This is a genomic window from Oenococcus alcoholitolerans (genome assembly GCF_051852995.1).
In the GTDB taxonomy this organism is placed as follows: Bacteria; Bacillota; Bacilli; order Lactobacillales; family Lactobacillaceae; genus Oenococcus; species Oenococcus alcoholitolerans.
In genome coordinates, this window is sequence record NZ_CP176042.1 from 1,387,144 (window position 1) to 1,411,627 (window position 24,484).

Annotated in this window: 21 protein-coding genes and 2 tRNA genes; 6 read left to right on the forward strand and 17 right to left on the reverse strand. The window is 41.6% G+C overall.

The window, feature by feature from the left end; translation table 11 throughout:
• Window positions 1–23 precede the first annotated feature (23 nt).
• On the reverse strand, window positions 24–797 hold the full coding sequence (locus ACKP2L_RS07580) for a glucose 1-dehydrogenase (protein ID WP_439425254.1): 774 nt from the start codon (window positions 795–797) through the stop codon (window positions 24–26).
• A gap of 209 nt (window positions 798–1,006) precedes the next feature.
• Between ACKP2L_RS07580 and ACKP2L_RS07585 the strand changes: the two genes are divergently transcribed.
• Entirely contained in the window at window positions 1,007–1,663 is a 657-nt protein-coding gene (locus ACKP2L_RS07585; protein WP_439426228.1) for a metal ABC transporter ATP-binding protein, read from the forward strand.
• Window positions 1,656–2,483, forward strand: a complete 828-nt coding sequence (locus ACKP2L_RS07590) for a metal ABC transporter permease (protein WP_439425255.1) — start codon at window positions 1,656–1,658, stop codon at window positions 2,481–2,483. Before ACKP2L_RS07585 ends, ACKP2L_RS07590 begins: the two co-directional genes overlap by 8 nt.
• Here the strand turns inward: ACKP2L_RS07590 and ACKP2L_RS07595 are convergent.
• Together ACKP2L_RS07595 and ACKP2L_RS07600 are read right to left on the reverse strand one after the other, a co-directional pair.
• Complete coding sequence (locus tag ACKP2L_RS07595; protein WP_439425256.1) at window positions 2,477–3,184, reverse strand: type I pantothenate kinase; 708 nt, start codon at window positions 3,182–3,184, stop codon at window positions 2,477–2,479. The genes ACKP2L_RS07590 and ACKP2L_RS07595 overlap by 7 nt on opposite strands.
• A 28-nt stretch (window positions 3,185–3,212) precedes the next feature.
• Window positions 3,213–4,043, reverse strand: coding sequence for a metallophosphoesterase (locus ACKP2L_RS07600; protein ID WP_439425257.1), 831 nt, complete (start codon window positions 4,041–4,043; stop codon window positions 3,213–3,215).
• Between the two features lie 269 nt (window positions 4,044–4,312).
• Here ACKP2L_RS07600 and ACKP2L_RS07605 point away from each other — a divergent pair, with 269 nt between their 5' ends.
• From ACKP2L_RS07605 to ACKP2L_RS07620, 4 genes are read left to right on the forward strand one after another with little or no spacing between them, the layout of a single operon-like run.
• Complete coding sequence (locus ACKP2L_RS07605; protein ID WP_439425258.1) at window positions 4,313–5,395, forward strand: BMP family lipoprotein; 1,083 nt, start codon at window positions 4,313–4,315, stop codon at window positions 5,393–5,395.
• A 58-nt stretch (window positions 5,396–5,453) separates the two neighbouring features.
• Window positions 5,454–7,028 carry an ABC transporter ATP-binding protein gene (locus tag ACKP2L_RS07610; RefSeq protein WP_439425259.1) on the forward strand — a complete coding sequence of 525 codons (1,575 nt, stop codon included), beginning with the start codon at window positions 5,454–5,456 and terminating at the stop codon, window positions 7,026–7,028.
• Window positions 7,028–8,143, forward strand: a complete 1,116-nt coding sequence (locus ACKP2L_RS07615; RefSeq protein ID WP_439426229.1) for an ABC transporter permease — start codon at window positions 7,028–7,030, stop codon at window positions 8,141–8,143. The genes ACKP2L_RS07610 and ACKP2L_RS07615 overlap by 1 nt, the downstream gene beginning before the upstream one ends.
• Complete coding sequence (locus ACKP2L_RS07620) at window positions 8,140–9,096, forward strand: ABC transporter permease (RefSeq protein ID WP_439425260.1); 957 nt, start codon at window positions 8,140–8,142, stop codon at window positions 9,094–9,096. Before ACKP2L_RS07615 ends, ACKP2L_RS07620 begins: the two co-directional genes overlap by 4 nt.
• A gap of 247 nt (window positions 9,097–9,343) precedes the next feature.
• Here ACKP2L_RS07620 and ACKP2L_RS07625 read toward each other — a convergent pair.
• From ACKP2L_RS07625 to ACKP2L_RS07690, 14 genes are all read right to left on the reverse strand, one after another.
• Window positions 9,344–9,416 (reverse strand) — tRNA-Gln (locus tag ACKP2L_RS07625).
• Between the two features lie 48 nt (window positions 9,417–9,464).
• Window positions 9,465–10,874, reverse strand: a complete 1,410-nt coding sequence (locus ACKP2L_RS07630; protein WP_439425261.1) for an APC family permease — start codon at window positions 10,872–10,874, stop codon at window positions 9,465–9,467.
• Between the two features lie 124 nt (window positions 10,875–10,998).
• Window positions 10,999–11,334, reverse strand: coding sequence for a thioredoxin family protein (locus tag ACKP2L_RS07635; protein ID WP_439425262.1), 336 nt, complete (start codon window positions 11,332–11,334; stop codon window positions 10,999–11,001).
• A 48-nt stretch (window positions 11,335–11,382) separates the two neighbouring features.
• Entirely contained in the window at window positions 11,383–12,522 is a 1,140-nt protein-coding gene (locus tag ACKP2L_RS07640) for a serine hydrolase domain-containing protein (protein WP_439425263.1), read from the reverse strand.
• A gap of 4 nt (window positions 12,523–12,526) precedes the next feature.
• Complete coding sequence (locus tag ACKP2L_RS07645) at window positions 12,527–13,513, reverse strand: Ppx/GppA family phosphatase (protein WP_439425264.1); 987 nt, start codon at window positions 13,511–13,513, stop codon at window positions 12,527–12,529.
• Between the two features lie 33 nt (window positions 13,514–13,546).
• Window positions 13,547–15,646, reverse strand: coding sequence for a polyphosphate kinase 1 (gene ppk1, locus ACKP2L_RS07650; RefSeq protein ID WP_439425265.1), 2,100 nt, complete (start codon window positions 15,644–15,646; stop codon window positions 13,547–13,549).
• A 99-nt stretch (window positions 15,647–15,745) separates the two neighbouring features.
• On the reverse strand, window positions 15,746–17,635 hold the full coding sequence (locus ACKP2L_RS07655) for a M13-type metalloendopeptidase (protein WP_439425266.1): 1,890 nt from the start codon (window positions 17,633–17,635) through the stop codon (window positions 15,746–15,748).
• 23 nt (window positions 17,636–17,658) lie between these two features.
• The gene (locus tag ACKP2L_RS07660; RefSeq protein ID WP_439425267.1) at window positions 17,659–18,327 is read right to left on the reverse strand and encodes an amino acid ABC transporter permease; all 669 of its coding nucleotides are present in this window, start codon (window positions 18,325–18,327) and stop codon (window positions 17,659–17,661) included.
• An 11-nt stretch (window positions 18,328–18,338) separates the two neighbouring features.
• On the reverse strand, window positions 18,339–18,986 hold the full coding sequence (locus ACKP2L_RS07665) for an amino acid ABC transporter permease (RefSeq protein ID WP_439425268.1): 648 nt from the start codon (window positions 18,984–18,986) through the stop codon (window positions 18,339–18,341).
• A complete protein-coding gene (locus ACKP2L_RS07670) occupies window positions 18,983–19,846 on the reverse strand; it encodes a transporter substrate-binding domain-containing protein (RefSeq protein ID WP_439425269.1) in 864 nt (287 codons plus the stop codon). Before ACKP2L_RS07670 ends, ACKP2L_RS07665 begins: the two co-directional genes overlap by 4 nt.
• A gap of 21 nt (window positions 19,847–19,867) precedes the next feature.
• The gene (locus ACKP2L_RS07675) at window positions 19,868–20,599 is read right to left on the reverse strand and encodes an amino acid ABC transporter ATP-binding protein (RefSeq protein ID WP_439426230.1); all 732 of its coding nucleotides are present in this window, start codon (window positions 20,597–20,599) and stop codon (window positions 19,868–19,870) included.
• 119 nt (window positions 20,600–20,718) lie between these two features.
• Window positions 20,719–22,530 (reverse strand): ABC transporter ATP-binding protein, encoded by a 1,812-nt coding sequence (locus ACKP2L_RS07680; RefSeq protein WP_439425270.1) that lies wholly within the window; start codon window positions 22,528–22,530, stop codon window positions 20,719–20,721.
• Between the two features lie 2 nt (window positions 22,531–22,532).
• Window positions 22,533–24,293 (reverse strand): ABC transporter ATP-binding protein, encoded by a 1,761-nt coding sequence (locus ACKP2L_RS07685; protein ID WP_439425271.1) that lies wholly within the window; start codon window positions 24,291–24,293, stop codon window positions 22,533–22,535.
• A 102-nt stretch (window positions 24,294–24,395) separates the two neighbouring features.
• Window positions 24,396–24,469, reverse strand: a tRNA-Pro gene (locus tag ACKP2L_RS07690).
• Between the last annotated feature and the right edge of the window lie 15 nt (window positions 24,470–24,484).

Below are 24,484 nucleotides of genomic sequence, written 5' to 3' on the forward strand. Positions count from 1 at the left end.
GCTAATGATCCAAGATGATCAGATCATGAGAATTTAATACCGCCGTCGACCGCGATCGACTGACCGGTAATATAGTCACTCTCATCACTCGACAAGAAACTAACAAGTTTAGCAACATCATCGGGCTCTTCTCCGCGGCCTAACAAGATGCCGTCGATAAACGATTGACGCGTCGAACCGATCGGTACGTTCTTTCTTTGAGCAAAACGAGCATCGATCTCATCCCACATAGCTGTAAGAACGATTCCGGGATTATATGCATTGACACGGATCTTATCTGCAGCTAGCTCCTTAGCTGCCGCCTGTACCAAGCCGCGGCTGGCAAATTTAGTCGCCGAATAGATACCCAGCATTTCAAATCCTTCCATTCCGGCTATTGAAGAAGCTAAGATTATCGAACCGCCATCCCCTGACTTTCTGATCAGCCTAGGTGCTGTTTGCAAAGCCCAGATCTGCGATTTTAAGTTGATATCGATGACTTGATCGACTGCGTCTTCAGGTGTTTCCTCGATATTATCTACCCAGTCGATACCTGCATTAGCAACAAAAACATCCAAACGGCCAAATTCATCTTCAGCTTTTTTGATCAGATCAACATTGACCTGACGTGAAGAAACATCACCGGCAAAAGTCAGTGCCTGACCGCCGTCTTTTTTGATCTCATCAGCGACTTTATCAAGTTTAGATTGAGTTCGTCCATTGATGATAACAGCATAACCGTCCTTTGAAAGACGTTTTGCAATGCCTTCACCAATTCCTTGACCGCCGCCAGTAATGATCGCAACTTTTTTTGCCATCGCTCCAATTCTCCTTATGTAAAAATTTTCACATGTTACAGAGCCAGTATAGCAGATTTTAATGAAAAATGAAAACGGTTTCCAAAAAAATACCTGCCGCCTATAAAAAAATCTGTGTTAATATCAATTAGTAATATTTACTATTTTAAAAAATAAGAAGGTGTCTCTTGCAAAATAAAGATCTATTGCTTTCAATAAGAAAACTTTCAATGGAATTTGACGGCAGGGTCCTTTTTAAAGATTTGGATCTGGATTTAAAAAAGGGCGATTTTCTTTGCCTGCTTGGAGAAAACGGGACCGGAAAAACGACTTTGATCAGAAATATCCTCGGTCTTTTAAAACCTAGTTCCGGTAAAATATATTTTTCTTCAAAATCGCTAGAAGCCAGAAATATCGGCTATGTACCGCAATTTAGAAATATAGAGAAAAATTATCCCTTATCGATCGAGAATTTCGTTGCTCTAAAGGCCAATGAGTCGCCTTTCCCCTGGCTTTCGAGAAAAGAAAAAAATAAAGTTGCCCAAGCACTCAAAAGAACAGGTCTGTGGCAGAAAAGAAAGCAAAGACTGGGGCGAGCATCGGGCGGTGAAAAACAGCGAGCCTACTTGGCTCAAGCGATCTTAGACGACCCGCAGCTTTTGATCCTTGACGAATCGACGGCCAACCTTGATCAAAAAGCCAAATTCGAAGTTCTCGACTTAGTTTCAGACCTGAATGAAAATTTCAAAACGACGATCATATTCATTTCTCACGATTGGGAACTAGTCAAAAAATACGGAAAACACTATCTTGAATTGACCGGTACAGACTATAAAACCGGCAGAGCTGATCAGGTAAAGGTTTATCAAGGAGATAGAAATGTTTGAATTAGAATTTATGCAAAATGCCTATTTAGCGTCAACTGCAGTCGCTTTTTTGTGCGGTATCATCGGTGTCTTCGTGGTTGCCCGCCGATTATCTTTTCTTTCCCATACATTATCGGAAATCGGTTTCTCAGGGGCGGCTTTCGGTCTCTGGCTGGGCTGGCCGCCGCTGACTTCGATGCTGCTTTTTACTTTTACATCATCTCTGCTCGTAAATAGGATCGGTCTGGATGAAGAAAAACGCGATGCCGCCACTAGTTCGATCTCTGCCTTATTCATGGGCATGGGTGTCCTGTTTTTGTCTCTTTCCAATAAAAATGCTTCTTATGCAACTGGAATACTTTTCGGGACCATCGTCGGTATCAGTTGGACAAACGTAGTACAGATCTTGATCATTTCCCTGATCGTACTTATTTTGACTTTAGCCATCTATCGTCCTTTAAAATTCGATTCTTTTGATCCGGTAGGTGCTCGGATATCCAAAAATAAAAATGGTCTGATAAACGTCCTGTTTATCATCATGATGGCTTTGAGTGTCAGTATCGCCTCGCAAATAGTCGGTGCTTTGCTTATTTTTATTCTGCTGACCCTGCCCGCTTACACGGCTCAATTTTATGCCCGCTCAGTATTCGGCGCCGTAGTTATCAGCATTTCTCTGGCTTTGATCGGCAGCTGGGCCGGCCTTTATTTGGCCTATGAAACTAACTGGCCGGTCACCTTTTTCATTGCGACGATCGAAACAGTTTTTTATTTAGCTAGTCTGGCTGTAAATTCATTAAGAAAAAAAGGACCTAAGGTCCCATCTGCGCAGCTGCATCACTGATCTTTAAACTCTATCTTTTCCAGCTGGTGTCCCTTGCCTTTAACGACAATGGCATCGGCTTTTTCTTTTGTCGGCTGAATATTTTGAAGCAAATTGGCTAAATTGGTTTCACGCCAAGTCTTTTCCAATTCAGGTATGACCTTTGAGATCGGCAATTTTGAAAAAGGATAATAAAAGCTGTCAGGATCATCTTTAGATTGCCTGATAAAAGATAAAGTCCGTGCCAAAAACCATTGGTAAATCAGTTTGGGATCAGCCTGCAGATAAATCGAATAATCATAAATATCATCAAGCTGCAAAGCAACGATCCCTTCAACGATCAAAATATCAGGCCGCTGGACCTCCAAAAAAGCATCGCTTTCAATATCATTTATTTCAAGCGAGTATTTAGGGATCTTGATAAAATCTTGACCGCCGCGTAGATCTCTTATAGCTTTTTTTAAGGCCTGGAGATCATAGCTTGCCGGAAAACCTTTTTTGTCGAAAATGCCTCTTTTGATCAGCTCGGAATTGGGCAAGATAAAAGAATCAGCAGAAATCACAGAAACCTTCAAATTCGGTGCGGCAGTTTCTAATTTTTCTGATAGTTCGGCGGCTAAAGTACTCTTCCCCGCTGCGACCGAACCGGCTAGGCCGATCGCAAAAAACTTGCCCCATTCAGCGCGATATTTTCGAAGTATTCTATTGATTAATTGATCCATGAAGAAAATTATATACGAAAGGTCCGGTTCATTCAGCAAGGCGGTAGCTTTTCAGCTCGCTGCCGTCTTTGTCTAAGATCAAAACGTTGAGTGCTGCGCCCGGTTGAGCCGAATGCGAACCGCCATCAATGTCATAGCGGATCGGATCGTTTTTATCGTGCTGCATCCGTACGATCGGATCATTGATATCGCCGGAAATCAAATAGGTCGGCGTGTGGCCGGCAACGATAACTTTACCGGTATTATTTTTATGCCAGACAGGACTGATCTGTTCGATCGCTGAAGGGCCATAGATCGAATGATCATCATCGGAAAAGAAATATTCATCACGGATCCAAACCATATCTTCTTTGCTGGTTTGATGATAGTCTTTTTTGCTCCAATCCAAACCGGCGTGGATAAAAAGACGTTTTTGGTCTTCGATAGCATAAGGTATCTTATCGAGAAAATCTACATATTCAGCGAATTTATCATTAAGCTCAGTTTTTGTGAGTTCGATATTGATATCGTTAGGTGTCAGACCCATAGCCTCTTGTGTTTCGATAATACCGTTGCGTCCCCAATTATAAAAGGTCGCTGAATCGCCCAAAGCTGTTTTATACAGCATATCATCGTGATTGCCATGAATAGCCAGCGCACGATGATTTTTGACCTGGTTCATAATAAAAGTAATGACTTTGATCGGTTCGCGTTTTTCCTGACCGTTCCAATCAGTATAGTCTCCAAGAAAAATCAGCCGATATCCCGGGCTGTCAAATTCCGGGATCTCAGTTATTTTTTTTAAAGCCTGCCAATTTCCGTGAATATCAGAAACCAGAATAACTTTTTCGAGTTCATTGTGAAGCTCAAATTTATTCATCAACCTTATTTTATATAAGCCGCAACCAGAATTCAAAACGAACTATTTTACAAAAAAAGTAATTTAAGTTTGTAAATAGGTAGAATAACAGCTATTTCAAAAGAGAGCAAACCGTTTTATCCTTCAACAGCCGAATAATAATCATCAATGTAACACTTTTAAAAAGAACGTTCGTGTTTTTTTAAGTTATTCTTCTATTGAGCTTGGGGGATGTACTGTCCTGATCAAGCAGTTCATTTCTCAGCCAAAAAAATGTGGGGAGATTTTAAATGAATCGTTTTCGATGGACTGTCCTAGGGATAGTCGTTGTGATCGCAGCAGTTGTCGGGGGTTTCTTTGCCTTTGGCCGTAATAATAATGGAAGTTCCGGCGACAGTCAGCACTCTGTTGCCATCTTGACCGATACCGGCGGTATCGATGATCATTCTTTCAACCAATCAGCTTGGGAAGGTTTGCAAAGATATGGTCGCCAGCATGACTTAAAAAAGGGCCGCGGCGGTTACAATTATTTTCAAAGTAATGACGCTTCAGACTATAAGCCGAATATGAATTCAGCGATCCAAGCTAATTTCAAAACTATTTTCGGCGTTGGATATTCACTTGAAAACAACATCAAAACAGCAGCAAGACAAAATCCGAAGATTAATTTCGCGATCATAGATGATGTGATCCCGAACGTTAAAAATGTTGTTTCGATAACTTTTAAAACTGAACAATCATCTTATTTAGCCGGTGTTGCCGCAGCAAGAGCTACTAAGACTAACCGGATCGGTTTCATCGGTGGTGTCCGCGGTGCTGTTATCGATACCTTCCAGGCCGGATATGTTGCTGGTGCAAAATCAGTAAACCGGAATATCAGGATCGACGTTCAGTACGCAAATTCCTTTGCCGACGCAGCCCGCGGTCGGACGATCGCTTCAGCGATGTATGCAAATGGCGACGATGTCATCTTCGTTGCCGCTGGCGGTACCGGAAATGGTGTCTTTGCTCAGGCAAAAGCATTGAACCAGCGTCGTGATGCAGCTGATAAAGTTTGGGTCATCGGTGTCGATCGCGATCAAAAGAGCGATGGAAATTATCGCGATAGAAATAACAGGTCTTCTAATTTCACCTTGGCATCTGCAGTCAAAGAAGTCGGGCAATCAGTTTACACTGTATCTAATCAAGCTAGAACCGGTAAATTCCCCGGCGGCAAAGTCGTTAGTTTCGGCTTTAAAGAACACGGAGTTTATTTGGCCAAAGACTCGATGAGCGATCAAATATATCGTGATGTTGCCGCAGCACAAAGAAGGATCCAGTCTGGGCAGGTCAAAGTTCCTAATAAACCAACGACTTACGCTTCAGTTCAATGATCCAAACACACGCTTACGGGCGTGTCTACATATCAGCAAATTGAAAAATGGAGAAAAGATGACAGCAGAAATTACAAACCGGCCTCCACTGATCGAGGTAAGACATATCGTGAAAAAATTTGGTGATTTTGCCGCAAACGATGATATCAACTTAGATGTCAAAGCAGGCGAGATCCATGCTTTATTGGGAGAAAATGGTGCCGGTAAATCTACATTGATGAATATCTTGTCCGGGCTTTTGCAACCAACATCGGGCGAGATTTTTTTGAGAGGAAAAAAAATAACGATAAAAGACCCGGCAGCAGCAGCTAATCTGGGGATCGGCATGGTCCATCAACATTTTATGCTGGTCGATGCGTTTACCGTCACGGAAAATATTATCCTCGGAGCGGAAAAGACCAAGGGTCTTTCTTTGAATTTAAAAAGTGCAAAAAAAGAGATCCAAAAATTAGTCGACCAATACAAGCTAGAAGTCCAGCCGGATGCATTGATATCGGACATTTCTGTTGGTCAGCAGCAGCGGGTCGAAATTTTAAAAACACTTTATCGAAAAGCTGATGTTTTGATCTTTGATGAACCGACCGCCGTCTTGACCCCACAAGAAATCGATGAACTGATCCAAATAATGAAAAGTCTTGCCCGCGAAGGAAAGGCAGTCATTTTTATCACACACAAATTAGAAGAGATAAGACAGGCCGCTGATCGAGTCACTGTCATCCGCCAAGGAAAATCCTACGAAACTTTTAATGCCAAAAATGTTTCCGCAGCTACTTTAGCCGAAAAAATGGTTGGCCGAAAAGTTTCTTTTTCCAGTCAAAAACCTCCTTTAAAAGCTGGTAAAGAAATTCTTTCGATCCAAAAATTATCAGTTAAAGACGCAGAAGGCAGCCTGCGGGTCAAAGATCTGGATCTTTCAATAAAAGCCGGTGAAATCGTTGGTTTAGCCGGAATCGACGGCAATGGACAAACCGAACTGGTTCAAGCGATCACCGGTTTAACTAAAAGCGATCATGGAAAAATAATCCTTGCCGGCAAAGATATAACCAATAAAAGTCCAAAGAAAATCATCAAAGCAGGAACGGCCCATATACCCGAAGACCGGCTTCGCTACGGTTTAGAAACCGATATATCGTTGGCACAAAACTTAGTCATCCAAAATTATAATCAAGCACCTTATGCCCGCTTTGGTATTATCGACCAAAGGGCCGTTAACAAAAAAGCTGATCAGCTGGTCAAACAATTTGACGTCAAAGCAGCTTCGATCCAAGAAAAAGCCGGATCATTATCAGGCGGAAATCAACAAAAAGCAGTAGTTGCCCGAGAATTATCAAGAAATTCTAAACTTGTTATCGCAGCTCAACCGACCCGCGGTTTGGATGTCGGTGCGATCGAATATATCCATAAGCAGATCATCGATCAAAGAGACTCCGGCAAAGCTGTTTTATTGGTCAGTTTCGAATTAGATGAAATTTTGGATCTTTCTGATCGAATAGCGGTTATCTCAGGCGGCAAAATAATTGGTCAGGTCAACAGCAATGATACCAATAAGGAAGAACTGGGATTGATGATGACCGGCGTCGACCTCAAAACAGCAAAAAAAGAGACTGTTAAAGAAAGCTTGGAGGCAAAATGATCAGTAATCAAAAAAATAAAGTAGCAGTTGCTTTAATATCAGTCTTATTTGGCTTACTGGCCGGCGGTATCATCATGACCGCTTTTGGATACAATCCCTTTTCAGGCTATGGTTCGCTTTTCTCCAGCGCTTTTGGCAACCGTCAGAATATCGGTGAAATTTTCTCGCAAATGACACCATTGATATTGACCGGACTGTCCTTTTTGGTTGCTTCGCAAGCCGGCTTTTTTAACATCGGTATGTCTGGACAAATGTACGGCAGCTGGGTCGGCAGTGTTTGGTTCACCTTATATTTCCATGATTTGCCAAATGCTGTTTTGATCATTGGTGCGATCATTTTCGGAATCTTGCTCGGAGCTGCTGCCGGTTTTATCCCGGGTTTTCTAAGAGCCAGATTTGGTGCTTCAGAAGTCATCATTACCATCATGATGAATTACATCATTCTATATTTAGGAAATGCTTTTATCACTTCCGGCTTCCCCCATTCCTTAAAACAAAGCAGCGACTCAACGATTCAAATCGGCAACAAGGGCAGCTTATCAATGCACTGGCTAAGTGAATTGACAAATCAATCATCGGTATCTTCGGGCATTTTTATTGCCTTGATCGTAACTGTGATCATTTGGTTCATCAGTAAAAAAACTACTTTCGGTTTTGCCATCGATGCTGTAGGAAAAAACGCCGATGCTGCTAGGTACGCTGGTATAAATGATAAGGGTATTCAAATCGCTGCAATGACACTATCTGGAGCCTTATCAGGTTTAGCAGGTGTTACTGAGGGATTGGGTCATTACGGCAATGCTTTTGTTCAAAACTCAACACCAATAACAGGCTTTAATGGAATGGCTGTAGCTTTGCTTGGCTCAGGTTCCTTTATTGGAGTCGTTTTGGCAGCTGCACTTTTTTCGACCTTGACTGTCGGCGGTTCGGGGATGCCTAACATTTCCGGTGTTCCTACAGAACTAGTTTCGATCGTGATAGCTTTGATGATATTTTTTGTCGGGGCCAGTTATTTGATCCAGATCATCATCAAAAAAGTCAGAGAAGCCGATCAAAACTCCTCTCAAGGCGGTAATAAGGGAAATAAAAAGGCATCTAAAGGAGTCAAGGCATGAACATAGTTTCCATTCTTGCATTACTAGTAAGTACAACGATGATCTACTCTGCACCGCTGGTCTTTACAGCTATCGGCGGAACTTTTTCTGAGCGGGGCGGTGTTGTTAACGTTGGTCTTGAAGGCATAATGACCATGGGTGCTTTCAGTTCGATCGTTTTTAATTTGACCTTCGGCCAACAATTTGGCACCTTTACACCTTGGATAGGATTGATCGTCGGTGCTTTGGTCGGCTTGATGATATCTTGGATCCATGCCCTGGCTACCGTAACTTTAAGAGCCGATCACATCGTTTCCGGGACAGTCATAAATCTGATCGCACCGGCCTTGGGTGTCTTTTTGATAAAAGTTATTTACGGCAAAGGCCAAACTGATCAAATCAGTCAGGCTTTCGGTTATTCTAATGTTCCGATCTTAGACCAGATACCGATCATCGGTCAGATATTTTTCAGAAATACCAGCTATCCATCAATATTAGCTATAATAGTTGCCTTCCTATCGGCTTGGCTGCTTTATAAAACGCGTTTTGGACTTCGTTTAAGATCAGTCGGCGAACATCCGCAAGCAGCTGATACTTTGGGATTAAATGTTTCATCGCTTCGTTACCGCGGTGTTTTGATCTCTGGGATCCTTGGCGGGGTCGGCGGTGCTTTATATGCTCAATCGATCTCGTTGAACTTTGCCGTATCAACGATCGCCGGTCAAGGATTCATCTCGATGGCAGCGATGATCTTCGGCCGCTGGAACCCGATCGGCGCAATGCTGGCATCTTTATTTTTCGGCCTTTCCCAATCTTTAGCGGTCATTGGCGCGCAAATACCAGGAATCAAAGAAATACCGTCGGTCTGGCTGCAAATATTCCCATATGTATTAACGATCATCGTTTTGACCATTTTCTTTGGCAAGACCAGAGCTCCTAAAGCAGATGGCGTTAATTACATCAAATCAGAATAGAAGGTTCAACGCTCAACGGGGGGCGTTTTATTTTGCCCTTTAAGATTATGCAGAGACTATATTTTTTAAAATGAGAATGTTTTTACGAAAAAGTTTTTCATTATTTTCAATCTTCTCGCTGTTTTTATCTTTTCGACCGATATATATTTAATAAAATTACTACTTTTTATGAGCAGCAAACCCCTTTGCATCACCTTTCAGACAAAGAAAAACCGTCATATCAACAATGGCGGTTTTTATGTATATATTGCCCTTGCTGGACTCGAACCAGCGCGTCATGGCACCAGAAGCCACTGCCTTACCAACTTGGCTAAAGGGCATCAACAAGATATCATTTTAGCACGATATCCCACGAAATTTCAAGCATTCTACTCTTTTTGCAGAGAGGAGTGGCGGATACCATAAGTGTAATAGATAAAAAGACCAATGATAGTCCAAATACCGAATAAAATTAAAGTACGCGTCTCCAATTGGCTAACAAAGAAAACACTAGTCAAACCGCCGATGATCGGTAAAACTGGGAACAACGGCATTTTAAAACCATCATCATTTTTAATATCACGACGCCGGCGCAATAATAAAATACCAAAATTAACAAAGGCAAAAGCGGTCAGGGTTCCGGCATTTATCAAAGATGCTAACTCCGACAAAGGAATGAAACCGGAAATAATTATTTCAATAACACCGGCGATCAACAAAGCATTCAAAGGAACACGCTGTTTACCGCTGACTTTTCCAATAAAAGAAGGCAGCAAACCATCACGGCCAAATGAATAGATCAACCTGGACGAAGCAAAAACAAGTGCCAAAACACCTGTAAACATGCCGATCATCGAGCCAATACCAATGATCGAAGCCAAGCCGTTTTGATGAACGAAAGCAAAGGCAAAAGAAGCAGGATCGCTTACATTTAAATTACGGTAATTGACCATTCCGGTCAAAACGATGCCGAACAATGTATATAAAACAGCGGAAACGATCACGGTATTGATAATGCCGCGCGCCATCTGCGTCTTCGGGTGCTTGACTTCGGCCGTATGTGCCGCCAAAGTATCGAAGCCGAGAAAGGCAAAAAATATCCCCGAAGTTGCCGCCCAAATACCAGAAAGACCGAATAGTCCAGAACGAAACTCTTTTGGATAAAATGGTGAAAAATTGCTTGGTTTTATAAAAAATATTCCAACGATTATAAACAAGGCTAAAATCGCCAACTTTATTGCCACAAAAATATTTTCGACCCAACGTGTCGTCGATAAACCGATAATTTGAATGCTTAAAATAACCGCCAAAAGAATTATCGCTGGTAAATTAACGATACCGCCTTCAAAAGGACCAGCCGTGATCGCTTTTGAGACACCAAGATGATTGGTTTGCAATAAGCCGGTCAAATATGATGAAAACCCGACAGAAATTGCAGAAGTTGCCAAAAAATATTCCAAGATCAGCGACCAGCCCAAAAACCAGCCGATCACCTGGCCGTAAACGACCGAGCCGTAAGAATAAGCAGAACCGGCAACCGGCATGGCACTAGCAAATTCCGAATAAGCCATACCCGATATTCCCGATATTATCGCCGCTAACAAAAAAGCGATCGCGACTGCCGGACCGGCATGCTGAGCTGCCTCAGTTCCGGGCAGGATAAAAATTCCGGTACCGATGACCGTACCGATCCCCAATGCAGTTAAATCACGGGTGTTGAGAACTCGTTTTAAATGTGAATCTGCGTGCGAAAATTTTAAAACAGAATCCTTCCTAAAAGACCTGGCAATAATTCCCAAATTGACCCTCCTAAAAAACTGATAATTGTAAGGAATTATGACACTTTCAGAAAGAAAAGTAAACAATTTAAAAAAATAAAACCCAATTTAGGTTTTATCTAATAAATATTGCGAAAATAAAAAATCAGTCAAGCGTCGAACGGTACCAATCAAGTACCTCTTTGGGAGTTAAGCGCTGACCGTCGCCGATATGAGAAATTTGTTTGCCATTCTTAAAAAGTACAAAAGCAGGAATGCCGCGCAAACCTTGTTCTTTAGCAACATCAATATTAGCATCACGATCAGCATCTACCCAATCAGAGCTCTTAGCGACCTCTTCTTTTATATCGGAAACAAAGGGTTTGATAGCTTTGCAATCTCCGCACCAGGCAGCCTGCAAAAACATGACTGTCCGACCCTCGCTCTGGATCTTTTCTTTGACTTCTTGATCGCTATTACTTTCTGGCTGATATAATTTCATACTTACATTTTATCAGTAAAGTAGAAAAAATAAAGCTTTGTCTTACGCTTATTGCTTAACGATTTTATTTGTAAAAGTCAGCTCTCGATAGAATTCTTGCGCATAGCGCTGCCAGCTCCCTTTTACCGGGGCATTGGCCAGCATGATCACGGCATCTTGGCCGTTACGGCTTATGATGATACTCGGTTCGTATTTGAAAATATATCCATGAGCCCTGACATAATCACGGTTAGGATAAACTCCGCAGCTATAAGGACTACGACCAAAGGTGGAGAACATTTGATCAACAAGTTCAGGCGGCAGCAAGCCCCCAGTCAATAGGTCTCTGAAATACAAATATAAATTAGAACAAGTGGTGAACACGTTCCCAGTTGCTATTTCATTAGACATTATTTTTGTATCGTAACCAGCTGGTTTTCTTTCGGATAAATCATAGTAAGAAAGAGTCCGATAACGCTCGCTAGAAAATTTTTTATAGCTGACAAAGGCAAATTTTTTACCAAATGTCTGGTCAAAATTTTCACTATAAGTTTTACCGGTAACTGTTTGGAGGATCCCAGCCAAAATTTTATAATTTACCGGAGAATAGTGCCAGCTTCCCAATGGATATTTTTGCTCCGCTCCTTCAATAGCCGGTAAAATATAATCATCGTCGCTGACTTGCCTTGGGATAGCCCGATTAGAAGACAACAAACCCGAACTCATCGTCAATAAATGATGTATGGTGATTTGTTTGGCATCAGGCAGCAAAGGGTAATAATGGTCCAAAGTCGTATCCAGACTGATCTTCCCAGTTTTTATCTGTTGAAAGATCATCAAGGCGGTCAATGATTTTTGGATCGAAGCCAGACCAAAAAGCGAACGCGGAGTGTTAGCGATCCCCTTTTGGCGATCTGCGTAACCGTAGCCATGGTTAAGCAGAATACGATTCTTAGATATAACCAAAATGCTTCCGGAAAAATGAGCTTCTTTCAACCTTTGATCGATACTGCGAGCAAAAAGATCTTTTTTTTGAATACGGTTTTCGGCAAAATTGTCGCGATGTTTTATCGAAAAGTGATCTGGAGCAACATAATGATAAGGTTTGATCGGCTGGCCGCTATTAGATGGCAATCCGTTAAAAGCAGAAAAATAAAAACTGGCCAAAAAAGCAAAAAAAGTCAGCCAAAAAAGCAAAAAAGAACGCATTTACTTATCCTTCATCACTTTCATCAGCATCGACATTTTCATCATCTACATGCGGATCTAAGACTTCATGACCAGTATTTTTTTGGATCTCTTCAAATAATATCCCTTCACGAAGACCTGATTGGGAAAAAATAACTTGATCGCTGCTTATGTATTGGAACATTTTTACAAGCGGCAGCATCCCGCCAACGATTATATCTGCTCGACCCTTTGAAAGACCGGGGATGGCAGCCCGGCCCTTTAAATCGCTAGCTAAAACTTGTTTGAAAATATTGCGCAGATCAGCTGAATTCAAATGGTATCCATGGATCGGCAAACCAACCACTTCCAACTCTCTTCTTGAAATTTTAGCCATCGTTCGATTTGAACCGCCCACGGCAACTATCGGCAAATAGTCGGCTTTTCTCAACCAAGCGATATCGCGAAAAGAATCTTGTAAGAAATTCATAGCGTTAAATAAAGACACAGCAGAAACACGGTCGCTTTCCAAAAAACGTTCGCTGATGTTAACAGCGCCCATCGGCAGCGATACGGCATGCTGGTCCTTCCGCCCTCTTACCAAAACGATTTCAGTGGAGGCACCTCCGGTATCCATGATCAAACAATCTTCGATCGGCAAAGTCTCAACGATACCGAGATAATCATAATAGGCTTCTTGAACTCCAGAAATAACTTCGAGCGGTTTTTTCATAAGAGATTTAAATTTTTCCAGAAAAACTTCGCGGTTAGATGCTTGACGAACGGCCGCTGTTGCGACTGCCCGCAATTTAATATCAGGATATTTCAAAAGTGCTGATCGGAAATGGCTTAGTGCTTGTAAAGTGCGCTGGATAGCGTCATCTTGCAGAACTCTTTTTTTACCCATCCCCTTAGAAAGACGAACCATTTCTTGAAAGCGCTCCAATACTTCATATTCACCATTTTTGTCGTAATGGCTGATCGTCATTCTCACTGAGTTAGATCCTAAATCAATCACTGCAAAGTTTGTCATTAAATTACCTCTCACTGTTTTAGAATTAAAAACTTAATTATCGCCAATAAATTTTTCGGCAAAACGATCTGAAACGTAATCATGATCAACAAACAAAGCTTGACTGTCGACACGGCGTTTCTTCTTTGAATGGCGAACATAGCTGCCATCAGATCTCATTTTCCACATATTGATAGTATCAGCCCACATCGTTTCAAATATCTCAGCAACTTTATCTTTACAATCTTTTTGCAAGATCGGTACCATCAGCTCAACTCTGCGATAAAGATTCCTCGGCATCAAGTCGGCACTGGAGATAAAAGTAAGCGGGTCGCCGGCGTTGGCAAAACGATAAATACGGGAATGTTCCAAAAAGCGGCCGACGATCGAATGTACTTTAATATTATTAGTTTCGCCTTTGATGCCGGGCCTTAAGGTTTCTATTCCGCGGATCAGAAGGTGGATCGGCACTCCGCTTTTCCCAGCTCGGACTAAATGATCGATAATGCGAGTATCGTTAAGGGAATTCGCCTTCATCCAAATGCCTGAATTTTTTTGTGATTCAGCTGCTAAAGCTTCAGCATCGATCAACTCGATCAATCTATCAGCAATGCCGTTCGGTGAAATAAAAGCCCTTTTAAGATGTTCTGGGCGAGAATAGCCGGTCAAATAATTAAAAATCTGACTAAGATCATCTGCCAGATCATCATCTGCACTGAACAAAGACAAATCAGTATACATTCTAGCAGTAACTTCATTATAATTCCCGGTACCGACGTGAATGTATCTGTGGATACCGTCTGCCTGTCGACGAACGATCAAAGTCATTTTAGAGTGGACTTTTAAATTCAACAATCCATAGATAACATGAACGCCTTGTTTTTCCAAAGCTTCTGCCCAGAAAACGTTATTCTGTTCGTCAAACCGGGCTTTAACTTCAAGCAGCACCGTTACCTGTTTGCCGGCATTAGCCGCTTGTGCTAAAGCTGCGACGATCGGCGAATCTTTAGAAACCCGGTAAAGAGTCATTTTGATCGCCATCGTTTGCGGATCATTAGCCGCTTGCTTGATCAGATTTAAAACGGGGGCAAAATCATCATAAGGATGCTGCAGCAAGATGTCGCCCTGACTGATCTGATCAAAAATTTTCGGTCCTAAGAGATCAGGATCAGCTTTTGATCGAAAGGAATGGTAAAAAAGTTCTGGCCGATTGACTCTTTTTATTAGATAATCCAAAAAAGCCAGATCAACCGGGTTGGTAACACGGTAAACACGGCGCCGATTCAAAGGCAGGACCTTTTCCAAACGTCTCTCAGTCTTCTTGCTCATCCCTTTTTCAGCAACCAAACGAATAACTTGACCGCGTTCGCGTTTCTTTAATTGACTACGGACCTCATTTAGAAGATTTGGTGTATCTTCCTCTGCAATCGATAATTCCATATCACGAAGAATATGAAAAGCGGTAACTTCTCTGATTTCATAGCCATTAAAAAGCGAACCGACAAAATGGCGGATCACATCTTCGATCAAAACGAAAACTTGTCCTTGGCCAACTGGCAATTCTATTACCCGCTGCAAATTTTTAGGCACTTGAATAAAGGCGAAATGTTCTTTTTTATCACTTTTTTTACTGTTTTTTATCAACCTAATAGCCAAATTAAGGCTATCGTTAGCCAAAAAAGGAAATGGCCGTGTACCATCATCAGCCATCGGTGTTAAGATCGGTTCGATTTCCTGGTCAAAATATTCTTTAAGCCAGCCGAATTGGTCAGTAGAAAGATCATCGATATCAAGGATCGAAATACCATTTTTAGCTAGCATCGGAACCAAAGAGCGTGTATATAAGGAATGCTGTTTTTTTAACTGCCTGCCGGCTGCAGCTGAAATCAAATCCAACTCTTCTGTGGGCAAAAGGCCAGTCGGCTCCCGCGTTTGCAAATGCAGCTGAGCCATTTGATGGATCGAAGCCAGCCTGACCATAAACCATTCGTCAAGATTTTTTTGTGTGATAGATAAAAAACGTGCCCGTTCTAATAATGGATGGCGTTGATCCGACACCTGAGCTAATACCCGATCATTGAATTTTAACCAAGATATCTCTCGGTTTATCAGTATACTTTTATTTTCGCTGATATGGTTTTCGCTAAGTGCCATTATTCTTCCCCTCTGTGTTACTTATTATCTAATAAAAAGAACTTATATGGCAAAGAATAATAAAAAAACTGTGAAAAAATATCACAGTTTTTGATCCAATTACCAAAGGCTGACTCTCTTTGCTTTTGGTCTAAACATTTTGTCACCATCTTTGATACCGAAAGCATCAAAGAAATCCTGAAAGTTTTTGACCGGTTCGTTTGCCCGCAGCTTATTTGGTGCATGGACGTCAATACTAACCAACAATTTGGTATACTCTGGACTTGATTTCATACGCCAGATCTCAGCCCAGGTTCTAAAAAACAATTCTGCTGAGAAGTCAGAGCTGCCCTTTGCCGCTTGTAAAGCAGCACTAACACCACCTAGATCAGCGATATTTTCTGTCAAGATCAGCTTAGCATTTATTGCAGCACCATCGATTTTAAGACCGTCCCAAACATCAACGATCGCTTGCGCCCGCTTTTCAAATTCTTTAAGATCTTGGTCAGTCCACCAGTTATTCAAGGAACCTTTTTCATCAAAGCGGGCACCATTAGTATCAAAAGCATGTGAAACTTCATGGGCGATAACAGCACCGATACCGCCATAATTCGCGGATGCCGGACGATCAAAATCATAAAATGGTTTTTGCAGGATCCCAGCCGGGAAATTGATCGAATTAGTCTGCGGATCATAATAGGCGTTGACTGTATCCGGGGTCATGACCCATTCAGTATTATCTACTTTGCCATCCCAACGAGACAAATAAAACTGCGCTTCTTGACGGGAAAGTTTGAGACTGTTCTCCAACAAACTCTTATCAGGATCAACAGTCCGTTCCAGAAAACGTGCTGGAATTTTATCTGGATAACCGATCTTGATAGCGATATGATCCAGCTTATTAACGGCCTTTGCGATCGTCTCTTTGCCCAGCCAGTCATTATGCTGCAAACGATCACGATAAACGGCGATCATTTTGCGGATCATTTCTTCTACATTGTTCTTTGCTTCAGGTGAGAAGTGCTTGCGTCTGAAATAATCGCCAAGCAAGAAACCGAATTGGCTGTGAGCCAGCGCGTAAGCTGCACGGGCCGGCGCAGGGGCTTGAGCTGTTCCCGTCAAGATACGGCCAAAACTGCCAGCCTGTTTGAAAAGATCATAAGAGCCATAAGACGAGAAAACGGCAACAGCATCGGCCAAAAGCCAATTTTTAAAGACCGGCCAGTTGTCTTCGGTGAACAACTCGGCTGCAGAATTCCAAAAGCGTTCAGAAGATAATACGACCTTATCAACTGTCCGGCCAACTAAACTGTCAACATAATTCTTAAGATCGATCGTATCAAGATATGCAGCAAATTGATCGATCGTTTTCGGATGGTAATTCTTATAATAACGAGACTGTTCTTCACGACTCAAAACAAGTTTAGCGATTTTTGCATCGAAAGCCTTTGCATCTTTAACGATTTGGTCGCTTTGTTCTTGATCATAACCATTGGCTGCCAACAATTGAAGGGTCGTTTGTGTCCACGCTTTTAATAGAGGCTCTTTTTGCGGATTATCGTCTGCATAATAAGTCGTGTCGGGTAAAATCGTCGATGGTTCGCCGACCCAAAAAATATACCGATCAGCCTGTTTAAAATCTGGTTCGACTCCAAAAGAAAATCCGGTCGGATAACCGTCAAGATCAAGTTCGGCAGCCTGCTTAGAAAAATCAGAAAAACTTTCAACTTTTTCCAAACGGTTGAGCAAGCTCTTGATTTGGTCTTTGGCGTCCTTTTCTCGTGCAGACCAATCATTAGCTAATTGATAAAGCTTGACGAAATTTTTTAAATAATCAGGAGTTTCTTTTTTACCCGCGGCAAAATCTTCCGTGTCAGAGCGCATATCGTCTTCTATTGAAAGATATAGGTCGGTAAAAGAACTTGTCGACGGCATATCGGCCCGAATTTTTGCTTTTTTCAGCCAATCAGCATTGACGGCTTCATATAGATCATCTTGTATTTTAACCATTCAATTCTCCAATCTAAAAATAATCAGGCAGCCAGTTTATGATCGAACCAACGAGCCAAAAGCGATAAAGCATAATTCAAAACAAAGTACATCACTGCTAATGCTGTGAATATCGGTACCGTGTAGTTCGAATTTTGTGCATAAATTATTTGTCCGCGGAAAGTGACCTCCGCAAGAACGATACCGACCGCTAAACTAGTATCTTTGACCAAAGAGATCAGCTGTGAAATTATCGGCGGAATCATTCTTTTGATCGCTTGCGGCAAAACAATATTGAATAAAGCCTGCATATTGGTCATTCCGACTGATCGAGCTCCTTCAGTTTGACCGACCGGGACTGCAAGCAAGCCGCCCCTAATGATTTCGGCCAACATAGTCGATTCAAAAACCGTCATTGAAATGACAGTCGCCCAAAAGACCGGTAAATAAATGCCTAATGAAGGGAGGGCAAAATAAGTAAAAAAGATTATCAGCAGCAGAGGTAAATTCCTGATAATGTTGTTAACAGTTTCAACGTATTTAGAAAAATATGGTATTTCTTCAAAAATAATGATACCGATGATCGCACCAATGATCAGACTAGCAATGACAGATATGATGGAAACCGCTATCGTGACACCCAGTCCACCTAGTAAATAATTAACATTGTTTGGCGTAAAAGCATCGAAAAATCCAGCAAGTTGAAAAATCATGTTCTCTCCTTTCAGGCCGCTCTCGTCTTATTTTTATTTTCTAAGTGCTTCATGTAATAACTTAAAGGCAGGGTGATTATCAAATAAAAGATCCCAACGATTATATAGGAATTAAAGTTATCAAATGTTGCGGCTGCGACATTATTGGCCGTATACATCAGATCACCGCCGGCAACGAAGGCTAGGATCGATGAATTTTTAACCAAATTGATGAATTGGTTTCCTAAAGCAGGAATGGCTATCTTAAAAGCCTGGGGCAAAACGATGATGCGCAGAGTCTGCCAAAAACTCAGTCCGTTGGCCCGGGCTCCTTCAGTCTGGCCAATACCGACCGAATTTATTCCCGCGCGGACAGTTTCAGCAATAAAAGCCGAGGTATAAAGCGAAAGCCCGATCGTCCCGGCAGAAAAACCATCAATAGCGACTAACCGGGTCACGACCAAATAGAAAAACATCACGATAACAAGAAGAGGAATATTTCGAAAAACCTCAACATAGATCTGTGCGATCACATTAACGAACCTGTTTTTCACTACTTGCAAGATAGCAAACAATGTTCCCAAGATCAATGAAGCGATCAAAGCAAGGATACTTGATAACACCGTATAGCCGAAGGCTGCCAAAAAACTGCCAAAATTAGAAGTCAATAAATTAATCATTTTTCAAGTGTCCTCCAATTCAGGCCTGGAACGTTAGAAAACCATTTTCTGATCAAACGATTATAAGTTCCATTGGCGATTATCGTTTTTAAAGCACGATTAGTCTGCTTGACCATTTCGGTCTGACTATTATCATAGGCGATCCCATAAGGCTCTGTCGTAAAAGTACCGCCGACAACAGTGTAATTCGGATTCTCCGTTGCCAGTCCGTAAAGAATGCCGTTATCGGTAGTCAAAGCCTGTCCCTGGCCGGCTCTCAAGGCAGCCATAGCTTGACCGTAGTCGCCCAAAGCTAAAATATGAGCTTTTGGCGCAAATTTTCTTACATTGATGACTGAATTGGATCCAACCACGCCGATAATCGTGGAACGTGAATTATTAAGATCACGGATGGAATGGATGCCGGAATTACGCCTGACTAATATCGATTGGCCGGCTCTGAAATAAGAATCAGAAAAATCAATTATTTTTTCTCTTTCAGGGGTGATAGTCGCAGTGGCGATAAAACCATCAATATTAGCATTTTTTAATAGCTGAATACGAGTGTTTGAGGTTACGACCGTAAAATCAGCTTGCATCGGGACACCTGACTGACGGGACATTTGAATAGTCAATGCCTTTGCTATATCAACATCAAAACCTTCTGGTTCGGCAGTCTTGGTATTCATTAGACCAAACAAACGAGTATCAGCCTTAACGCCCCAGCGAATGATACCAAGCCGCTGAACACGTTTCCAGGTATCCTCATGACGGGCATTAGTGGCAGCGACTGCAGTAGCAAAAATAGCCCCGAAGATGATCAAAATCGTCAATAGGACTGAAGCAATGATACCAATCTTTCTCTTCTTAGCTTTTTCCATAAAAAGCTCCCTTCTGTTAAATTAGTGATTTTTAACTTGGTCGATAAACTTCTGTGCTCTTTCATTTTTCGGCTGCTTGAAAAATTCACTAGTTTGAGAGTCTTCAAGGATCTCGCCGTCGGACATGAAAATAACTCTGTTAGCTACCTTTTGTGCAAAATTCATCTCATGGGTAACGATCAAACTGGTCATATCAGAATCGCTGGTGATCTCTTGAATGATCCGTAAAACATCACCGATCATTTCCGGATCCAAAGCACTAGTCGGTTCATCGAATAAAAGTGCAAGCGGACGCATAGCTAAACTTCTTGCAATAGCAACACGCTGCTTTTGCCCGCCAGACAACATGCTTGGCATCGAACCGGCTTTTTCTTTCAAGCCGACTCGTTCAAGCAGCTCTAAGGCATACCTTTCGTTTTCTTCTTCGGGAACATGATTTACGATTCGGGGTGCTAACATAACGTTTTCCAAAACTGATTTATTGTTGTAGAGATTAAAGTGTTGGAAAACCATGCCGACCCTTTTACGGATCTTATTTATATCGGTGCTTGGATCATGCAAATCGAAACCGTTAACGATCAGCTGACCTTGCTGGATCGGTTCCAAACCGTTGATGGCACGGATCAAAGTTGATTTTCCAGAACCAGATGGGCCGATCAAGACAACAGTCTCGCCTCGCTTAATTTCTAAGTTTATATTTTTAAGAGCGTGAAAATGACCGTAATATTTTTCAACATTCTTGAACTCGATCATTAATTCGTTTTCTTTTTCTGCCATACAGATTCTCCTTTTTAATACTACTTGTTTAAAGTATTAATTTTATTTTCCTTCATTAAAGCAATTTACACAAGAAAAGTGTAAGGAAAAACGCCTTAAATTTCGGCGTTTTCTAAACTTTGCATCTTATAAAGTTCATAATAATGACCTTTTTTCTTTAAAAGCTCTTCGTGCTTGCCGCGTTCAACGACCCGCCCTTGATCCAAAACCAGGATCAGATCAGCATCTTTGATGGTCGATAAACGATGGGCAATAGCGATCGTTGTTCGATTGCTGCGCATTTTTTTCAAAGCTTTCTGAATCGCCGTTTCGGTTTGGGTATCAATCGTGGCAGTGGCTTCATCTAAGATCAGTACTTTAGGATCGCGAACGATCGTACGAGCAAAAGAGATCAATTGTTTTTGTCCAGCGGAAAGCGAAGATCCGCCTTCCAATACCGGTGTCTTATACCCGTTAGGCAAGGATTCAATAAATTTATCAGCATCAACGAACCGAGCAGCGTCCTTTATTTGCTGATCGGTTATCGACTTATCGTACATTCGGATATTAGAAGCGATATCGCCATAAAACATAAAACTGTCTTGCAGTACAAGACCAACTTGTTTTCTGAAATCAGTCATATCAAGATCGGCGATCTCGTGACCGTCTATTTTGATACTGCCGTGCTGAAATTCATAAAAACGCATCAAAGCATTAATCGTTGAAGATTTACCAGATCCGGTGTGGCCAACCAAGGCGACTGTTTGCCCCGGCTCAGCAGTGAAGGACAAATCATGAAGAATAGTATTTTTGCCGTCGTAAGAAAAATCAACATGACTGAACTCGATCTTGCCTTCAGTTATCTTACCGTCCGCACCGGGGTTTTGCTGAGGTTCGTAGGTAGTATCATCTAAAATTTTGCCAGCTCGATAACCAGCTACGATACCGTCTTGAAAAGTAGAAAGATTTTGCTGCAAATTATTAAGCGGATTAAAAATATTTCCGATCCAATTTGTAAAGGCATAAATAGTTCCACCGGCGACAGCGGAAGAAAAAGACTGATCACCTAAATACCATAGAATAAAAACAGTCGTCATTCCCAGCAAAAGCTGATTCATCGGTCCTAACAAAATAGAATCCGTCCTGACCATTCTAAAGCGCGACTGAAAGTATTGTTCATTTATATCAGAAAACTCAGAACGCATCCTGGCTTGCTGATTAAAATTTTGGATCGTTTCAATACCATTGATCGACTCGGCCAGTTTTGAATTAAGAGCGGATAACTTAGAACGCATATTACGATAAATACTCGATGAGAAACGCTGGTATATCCAGATCGTCATTAAAACTAAGGGCACGATCAATAAAAGCCAGAGAGACAATCCCTTATTGGAAGCAAACATAAAGCCGTAAACACTCACGATCGAAAAGAGTGCATAAACAAGGCTCACGAACAACATCCAAAAATCAAAAAAGGACTCGGTATCGTTCATGACCCTGGTAACCAAAGAGCCGCCGGGAACTTGATCAAAATAACGCATCCCCAAGGAATGCAGTTTTGCATAAAGCTTTTTACGGACATTGTTCAAGGCCGTTTCCGATGCTTGCGTATACCAAAAATTTTGAAAATAAGCTAGAACTGCCGATATGATCCTAATAGCTCCAAAACCAAGTGCAAAGGCGATGATCATATTTAAAGTCGTATTATGACTGGTCAACTGGTGATTCATGAAATTTTGCAGCAGATAAGGAAGATATCCATTGAAAAGTGTTGTAAATACTACAAAGAAGATCGCACCAGCAAACATCCAATAAGAAGGACGTGCTAATTTTATCAAACGCCATACGACTTTTAATTGATCATGAATAGGAATAGAACTAGACCAAATGCTATTTTTTTTACTGCTAGTTTGGTTATTTTCAGCCACGATCAGTCTCCTTCCTTACTATTTTCCAATTGAGAAGCCAATTCCTGCTGATGGAAAGTTTTCGCATAATAGCCGTTATTTTCCAACAATTGACGATGGCTGCCTCTTTCGACGATCTTACCTTTTGAAAAGACCAAGATCTCATCAGCATCAACGACAGATGAGATTCTCGAAGCAGAAATGATCAGTATTTTTTCAGATGAATCTTTTCTAACGGCTGATAAAATATTCTTTTCGGTTTCTGCATCGACAGCTGAAAGAGCATCATCCAAGATCAAAATATAGGGATCTATGATCATTGCACGTGCGATCGCAACACGCTGCTGCTGTCCGCCAGAAAGACTGATACCGTTCTCGCCTACTTCAGTACTATATTGGTCGGGCATGCGCATGATATCTTCATCCAAAGCTGCTGCCTCAGCAGCTCTTTTGATTTCTGCCTGACTTTTATTAGGATCGGCAAAAGCAATGTTATGAGCAATATCGTTTGAAAAAAGGAAATTCTCTTGACTGACGTAACCGACTTTTCGCAAATAAGTTGAAAGTTTGTATTCACGGATATCGTGTCCGTTATAATTGATTTTTCCCTCGTAACTATCAAACTCTCTCATCAAAAGACGCAGCAGTGTCGTTTTGCCCGAACCAACTGGTCCGACCAAACCGAGCGTCTGCCCAGGTTTGACCTTAAAATTAATATTCTCAACGACCTTTTTATCTTTTTGGTCAGGGAAAGAAAAATAATTTATATCAACGTCCAAACTGCCGGCTTTAATGTCGGTGATCCCCTTAGGATCGTCTTTGATGGAACTTTTTTCTTCCATGAGCTCCATTACACGATCATAAGAAGCATTTCCTCTTTCTAAGACGTTGAAAAGCTGGCCCAAGGCAAACATCGGCCAGACTAACTGCCCTAAATAAGCTGTAAAACTAACCAATTGGCCAATCGAAATGGTATTAGAAAGGACGAACCGACTGCCTAAAATGATCATAAAGACATAAGAGAAAGTCATAACTAAAGTTGCCAGCGGGTCAAAAAGAGAGTCGACTCGAGCGACTTTGGCATTAGTCTTGATCTGCTGATCAGTTTGTTCATTGAATGCCTCAATGTCTTCTTGCGACTGGCCTAAAGTCTTGATAACTTTCATACCCAAAAAAGATTCTTGAGCATGGTCAGACATTCGTGAAAAGCCCTCCTGATAAGCAGTAAAAGCCTTCCGCAATCTAGGCATGATCCAAGAAACTCCCAGAGCTAAGAAAGGAAGCGGGATCACAGCGATCAGAGTCAGTCGCCAGTCAACAGCGATGATCATCGAACCGATCGCTAAAATCATGATGACCGCTGAATCAAAAGCCATCAAAATGCCGCCGGAAGCAACTCGCTGAATCGCTGAAAGGTCATTACTGGCATGGCTCATCAGATCGCCGGTACGATATTTCTGATAAAAAGCAGCATCCATTTCCATGTAGTGGTCGTAAAGGCGCTGCCTAAGTGTCTTTTCTAAAAGTGCTGCTCCTTTAACTATGTGAGTACTCCAACCGTACCTGAAAAAATAAGATGCCAGATATAAAGCAGCAAGAATTATCAAAAAAATAGCCAAATATTGCCAGGTCAGAGTTCTATCAACGACCCGGTTAGTAAACAAGCCGATCATATATGGAGGTATGACATGAGACAAATCGGTCATAAACAAAAAGAAAATGCCGACTGCGTACATGCGCCAATTTTCTTTAAAAAACCATTTTAATTTTAGAAAAATTCCCATAAACTACACCAATAAAGACCACAAGGATCCTAAAACCATTTGTTGTATTTTTACTATTAAATAAAACTGACCTGTATTGAAAAAATACAAATCAGTATAGTATCGGGATGACGGGATTCGAACCCACGACCCCCACGTCCCGAACGTGGTGCTCTACCAAGCTGAGCTACATCCCGTAGAAGGTAACGAAA

Excerpts from the sequence above, each read along its gene's own strand:
- ACKP2L_RS07640 (WP_439425263.1), bottom strand. The coding sequence starts at position 12,522 with ATGCGTTCTTTTTTGCTTTTTTGGCTGACTTTTTTTGCTTTTTTGGCC.
- ACKP2L_RS07655 (WP_439425266.1), bottom strand. The coding sequence starts at position 17,635 with ATGGTTAAAATACAAGATGATCTATATGAAGCCGTCAATGCTGATTGG.
- ACKP2L_RS07685 (WP_439425271.1), bottom strand. The coding sequence starts at position 24,293 with ATGGGAATTTTTCTAAAATTAAAATGGTTTTTTAAAGAAAATTGGCGC.
- ACKP2L_RS07665 (WP_439425268.1), bottom strand. The coding sequence starts at position 18,986 with ATGATTAATTTATTGACTTCTAATTTTGGCAGTTTTTTGGCAGCCTTC.
- ACKP2L_RS07660 (WP_439425267.1), bottom strand. The coding sequence starts at position 18,327 with ATGATTTTTCAACTTGCTGGATTTTTCGATGCTTTTACGCCAAACAAT.
- ACKP2L_RS07590 (WP_439425255.1), top strand. The coding sequence starts at position 1,656 with ATGTTTGAATTAGAATTTATGCAAAATGCCTATTTAGCGTCAACTGCA.
- ACKP2L_RS07610 (WP_439425259.1), top strand. The coding sequence starts at position 5,454 with ATGACAGCAGAAATTACAAACCGGCCTCCACTGATCGAGGTAAGACAT.
- ACKP2L_RS07600 (WP_439425257.1), bottom strand. The coding sequence starts at position 4,043 with ATGAATAAATTTGAGCTTCACAATGAACTCGAAAAAGTTATTCTGGTT.
- ACKP2L_RS07670 (WP_439425269.1), bottom strand. The coding sequence starts at position 19,846 with ATGGAAAAAGCTAAGAAGAGAAAGATTGGTATCATTGCTTCAGTCCTA.
- ACKP2L_RS07635 (WP_439425262.1), bottom strand. The coding sequence starts at position 11,334 with ATGAAATTATATCAGCCAGAAAGTAATAGCGATCAAGAAGTCAAAGAA.
- ACKP2L_RS07605 (WP_439425258.1), top strand. The coding sequence starts at position 4,313 with ATGAATCGTTTTCGATGGACTGTCCTAGGGATAGTCGTTGTGATCGCA.
- ACKP2L_RS07620 (WP_439425260.1), top strand. The coding sequence starts at position 8,140 with ATGAACATAGTTTCCATTCTTGCATTACTAGTAAGTACAACGATGATC.
- ACKP2L_RS07595 (WP_439425256.1), bottom strand. The coding sequence starts at position 3,184 with ATGGATCAATTAATCAATAGAATACTTCGAAAATATCGCGCTGAATGG.
- ACKP2L_RS07675 (WP_439426230.1), bottom strand. The coding sequence starts at position 20,599 with ATGATCGAGTTCAAGAATGTTGAAAAATATTACGGTCATTTTCACGCT.
- ppk1 (WP_439425265.1), bottom strand. The coding sequence starts at position 15,646 with ATGGCACTTAGCGAAAACCATATCAGCGAAAATAAAAGTATACTGATA.
- ACKP2L_RS07580 (WP_439425254.1), bottom strand. The coding sequence starts at position 797 with ATGGCAAAAAAAGTTGCGATCATTACTGGCGGCGGTCAAGGAATTGGT.
- ACKP2L_RS07645 (WP_439425264.1), bottom strand. The coding sequence starts at position 13,513 with ATGACAAACTTTGCAGTGATTGATTTAGGATCTAACTCAGTGAGAATG.
- ACKP2L_RS07585 (WP_439426228.1), top strand. The coding sequence starts at position 1,007 with ATGGAATTTGACGGCAGGGTCCTTTTTAAAGATTTGGATCTGGATTTA.